The 3,129-nt window shown below is 39.1% G+C and carries 4 protein-coding genes; 2 read left to right on the top strand and 2 right to left on the bottom strand.

The window, feature by feature from the left end; translation table 11 throughout:
- Positions 1 to 98: 98 nt before the first annotated feature.
- Together MV676_RS06775 and MV676_RS06780 are read right to left on the bottom strand one after the other, a co-directional pair.
- Positions 99 to 644: a hypothetical protein gene (locus MV676_RS06775; RefSeq protein WP_297446073.1), complete on the bottom strand. Its 546-nt coding sequence runs from the start codon at positions 642 to 644 to the stop codon at positions 99 to 101.
- 83 nt (positions 645 to 727) lie between these two features.
- On the bottom strand, positions 728 to 2,317 hold the full coding sequence (locus MV676_RS06780) for a DNA polymerase (RefSeq protein ID WP_297446076.1): 1,590 nt from the start codon (positions 2,315 to 2,317) through the stop codon (positions 728 to 730).
- A 107-nt stretch (positions 2,318 to 2,424) separates the two neighbouring features.
- Between MV676_RS06780 and MV676_RS06785 the strand changes: the two genes are divergently transcribed.
- Together MV676_RS06785 and MV676_RS06790 are read left to right on the top strand one after the other, a co-directional pair.
- The gene (locus MV676_RS06785; protein ID WP_297446079.1) at positions 2,425 to 2,850 is read left to right on the top strand and encodes a hypothetical protein; all 426 of its coding nucleotides are present in this window, start codon (positions 2,425 to 2,427) and stop codon (positions 2,848 to 2,850) included.
- A gap of 47 nt (positions 2,851 to 2,897) precedes the next feature.
- Positions 2,898 to 3,129, top strand: a 232-nt coding sequence (locus MV676_RS06790) for a hypothetical protein (RefSeq protein ID WP_297446082.1), incomplete at its 3' end; no start/stop codon positions are given.

Genomic DNA, 3,129 nt, shown 5'->3' on the forward strand with positions numbered 1-3,129 from the left:
TTATCCGATTTTGTTAAAAAGGAGGAGATTTGGCCGAAACTTTTTGTTGTTAACCGAATAGGGAGCGTCCCAAGATTTCCGGTCTGGTTAGTTAGGTTTTAGCTTTCGTTTGCCTGTTCTTCAGGTTTGGGTATCCGGAGCCCTACCTGGAAGCACTCTGAGAGTTCCGGGTGGTTCAGCCACTTGACCATCATTTCCGGAGTTATGAAGAGCCTGCTCTTTACGAACCTCACCACCTTTTCCGTAGTCGGATCAAAAGGTAGAGTCAGAACCTCGCCCGTCAGTTTCCTGTAAACTGCTACGAACATCCGGGCTGAAACCACCTTCAGCACTTCCGTATCGTCAAGGAGTGATACCCCTTGATACGTCCCCGGTGCAACCGGAGCGATGATCTCAAATTTTTCGGCCGTAGTGCTCTTTACGGGTACCCAGCCTATCATCCTCGGGTCAAAATCTCCGTTTGATATAGAAATGATTATCTTATCGTTTCCAATAACATCTGCTCTGAAGACTGATTTAAATTTTGATTCGTAAAATTTTGTTTTAATGATTAGGTCATGTTTGATCAATATAAGTATCGGCCTTGGTTTGCCGTTAAAGTAAAAACAGGGTAGTTCATCCCTGTAAACAAACAATCCTCTCAAGAGCCCTCCTCTTATAGGGGTTTACAGGGACGCTCCCTATTCGGCTTTCAAAGACCGGGAATCCTATCCTCTAATATAAGACCTTATCCGTACCTTTCAAGTATTTGAGCCTTTTCCTTTTTTACTAATCCAGTATGCCTGTATATTGTGGCAGTCATTGTTTTTTCAAGAATGTCTTTTACGAATTCAGCCGTCTCCTCTGAACACTCAAATACTACTTCATCGTGAACGAACAAGACAGGTTTTACCTTACCCTCAACCATATACCTTTTTAGGACAGCAAAAACCTCTTTCAAAAATCTATAAACGATTAAACTTGCATAGTTCTGAACAGGATAATTTAGAGCTTCAGTTTTCTTGGTAATTATTACCTTTGTCCCTGTCGGCAAAATGTATTCTCCACCACCACTTACGGTTTTGTGGTAAAACTCTATGTCGGGAAACTTTTGATAAAAGAGCCGTATATAGGTTTCTACATCAGAATCTGTTAGATCAGGTCCCAGCAGTCTGGACAACTGATATTTTAACTTTTCTTTTGCACCGTAAAGGAATGAAAAGATAAAAGTTTTTGCAAATTGCCTGCACTTTTTTCTGTTGGATTCTATCTCTTTTTCTGAAAAAAACGCTTTTGCCACTTCTGTGTGAACATCAGATTCAAGTGCTTTCTTAAGTGCAAACTCAAGCTCAAAGTCAAAAACCTGCCCTTCTACAACGATAGATTCGTAAAAGTATTCAATTACCTTTGATAGTGCCAGAAGTTCAAGCTGGGGAAAATCTATCTTTACAAACACATTTCCCCTTTCAGGTTTGATTACACTTCTCACATTAAACAGCTCTTCTGAAAAGTTTTTAGGAAGTGCCATCAGATTGGGTTCTCTACAGGCCATTCTTCCTGTTTTTGCTTCCATATTCCATTCTGGATAAATACGGCCGTTTTTCAGACCATCTTTCATTTTCTTTAATAGTGCTACAGTTCTTTCAATCTCTTTCTTTCTCCACCTTTCTATTAAAATCTCTCTTTCTGTTTCGTTAAAACTGTCCCATAAAGATAAAATGTGTTCTTTTTTTAGCGAAGATAACCTGACCGAAGTTATAAATTCTCTTATTTCTTTATCCGTTGGCTTAAATCCGAACCTGGCAAAAAAGTCTACTGCAAAATCCTCTTTTGCCTTTTCAAGAACTGCAAGCCTCTTTACTACCTCTTCTCTATCTAATGGAACTCCATAATATTCAAGTAAGGCAGAAAGCTGGATTCCAACTGCCGTCATTAGTATAACAGCAGGTACTTTTCTTTTCGCAAAAACTGTTTTTTCTTTTATGTAATAATCGTTCTCACTCAAATAGCTTAAAATATTTAGAAACTGCTTCTCAAATTGAGAAATTATTTTTAGTGGTTCAGATTCCTGAAATTCCTTTCCGGCTGGATCGGTGTACTTCCTTACAAGCTCTATATCCCATAAAGATAAAGGAAGTATTCCCTTTAACTTCCATAGTTCTTTAACAAAATCTTTCAGGTTTGTTCCTATAAAATAGCCATTTTCTACCTCTGCTATGTTTACTTCTTTTAGTGTACTATCCTCTACTTTCCAGCAGTTTTTTCCACTTACGATGTAAATGGGCCTATATACACTCCCTTTTAATCCTGCTATGCTGAAAACTTTTTCACTTTCCATATGAACCTCTGTTCAGGGAAGATTATCAACTCTTAATTATACTTTTATTTCCCTGTTGGATCAAGGTTAAGTAGTAGAATATCGGAAAAGTTATCGGGAGGTCAGTAATGGTAAAAAGGGTAAAAGAGGCTGTAAAGAAATATCAAAACAGCCTTGCTCTCGGTGGTGGAATAGCTATTATAAGTTCTCTGCCTGCATACGCCTATGATCCGTTAGAGGCTGTAAGAAAGCTTATCAACGTTGTCGGTGGTGGTCTTTATATGATTCTCCTTGTAGTGGTAGTGCTTCTTGCAATGCTTCCTATTGGAATGGGAGTATTTGGATTCTACAAAGGATATTCTGCGGCCAAGAGATCCCAGGACGAAGAAAACCCCGTTCTCAAGGGTGGTATAGAAGCTATCAAAATGGCCTTTATAGGTGTGGTTGTTGCCGCAGTCGGTATTTACTTCATTAACGACTACGTGTTCCAGGGACAGCTTATCAGTACTCTCCTCTCAAGCTTCACAGGAACTATCTCCAGCAACGCCCAGTAAGTTAAGGGGGGATTTTCCCCCTTATTTTTCTGCTTTCCGGAGCTGAAATGCAGGTTATAAAGTTTGACGACTTCTATGTTGTAGCCTCAAACGGAAAACTTGTCGGCTATATGGACGAGGATACCGTAAAAGCATCAGGGTTTCCAGTTTTGTTTACAGTAGATCCCTTTTCTAACGATTTTAAGCAGTTCTTTAAAGAAATGAAAAAGTACGGAATAGGCTTGGGAATAGGAACCATTTACTACAAAGGTATGAAAATTCCAATAGATAGTTCAAGAC

Origin of the sequence: Desulfurobacterium sp. (assembly GCF_027028515.1) — a bacterium.
GTDB lineage: Bacteria > Aquificota > Aquificia > Desulfurobacteriales > Desulfurobacteriaceae > Desulfurobacterium_A.